The 1,210-nt window shown below is 73.0% G+C and carries 1 protein-coding gene; it reads left to right on the top strand.

Translation table 11 applies throughout. From position 1 onward, the window contains the following. Nucleotides 1-151 precede the first annotated feature (151 nt). Nucleotides 152-1,210 (top strand): hypothetical protein (locus ACFWUY_RS41785; protein WP_384122351.1); only part of this gene is annotated, 1,059 nt, incomplete at its 3' end.

Raw genomic sequence — 1,210 nt, 5'->3', positions numbered from 1 at the left:
CGGGATGGTGAATCCGGCGGGGACGGTGAATCCGGCGGGGTCGGTGAATCCGGCGGGGACGGTGAATCCGGCGGGGACGGTGAATCCGGCGGGGACTATGAATCCGCCGGGGACGGTGAGCCCGACCGGGACGGTGGACCCATCGGGGACCGTGAGCCCGACCGGCGACGGCGACCTCCCCCCGGTGGCCCCGCCGATTCCGATGTCGGGTCGCCCGCCGCTCGGTGTGCCCGACGGCGAGCTGATGCACGCGGTGCGCCGCTTCCTCGGCAATGTCCCCGAGGCGGAAGACGCGCCCCGATTGGGCGAGCACGACCGGGATTTCGCCGGGCAGCTGCTCGCGGATCTCGGCCTCACCAGCGCGGTCGGCTCGGCCCGCGACCCACTGGCCGGACTCCAGGCGCTCGCCGAGATCAGCCGCTCCCAGCAGTTGCTCGGCCCCGACCCCGACGACGCCGCGACCGGCCTGCGCCGCCTACTGCGGCGCGCCTGGCACACCGACCCGGACCCGGCTGAGGTCGCCAGGATCGACGCCGAACTGCGCAGGCTCGGCCTTGCCAACCTCGATGACCAGCCGTTCCCGACGCCACGCATCGATCCCGACGACGACACCGCGGTCATCTGGGGACACGACACACCGGTCCTCGAACCGATCGCCGCGACACTGACCAGGCTCGTCGCGCAATTCGGGTTGCGGGCGCAGGCGGTGACGCCGACGAACCTGCCCGCCACGATCGCCAGGCTGCGCTTCGAACTGACGTTGCGCGCGGGCGCGATCGAGGCGTTGCGCGCCGCCGCTGCCTGGCACGACAGCCGGACCGAGCCCGTCGACCGGTTGATCGCCCGGGGCGCGCGGGATCAGTGGGCGCGTGTGCTCGATGTCGATCCCGCGACGCTGGACGGGTCGGTGGCCGATGTCGTCACCGCCCTGCGCGAGGACCTGCTGATCCGCACTGCCGCCGTGGCCGACCTCGCCGATGCGGCCCAGGTCGTCGCCGGACACCACGACAACCCCGAGCAGCCGCACCGGCGCCGGTACAACATCGAGGTCGGCGGTCGGCGGACACCGGTCGATCTCGTAGTCGACGGCACGGGCCGCTGGCGGATGGAACCCGCTGAGCGCCTCGGCTTTCCACCGGAGCCGACACCGCGCACCCCGGAACCGAGTCGCTGGCGCCGGTGGTGGACCGAGTTCAAGCACGCCGCGCAC

The organism is Streptomyces sp. NPDC058664, assembly GCF_042716635.1.
In the GTDB taxonomy this organism is placed as follows: domain Bacteria; phylum Actinomycetota; class Actinomycetes; order Streptomycetales; family Streptomycetaceae; genus Streptomyces.
The sequence above is the reverse complement of the archived record's forward strand: the minus strand, read 5'-3'. Positions and strand labels throughout refer to the sequence as shown.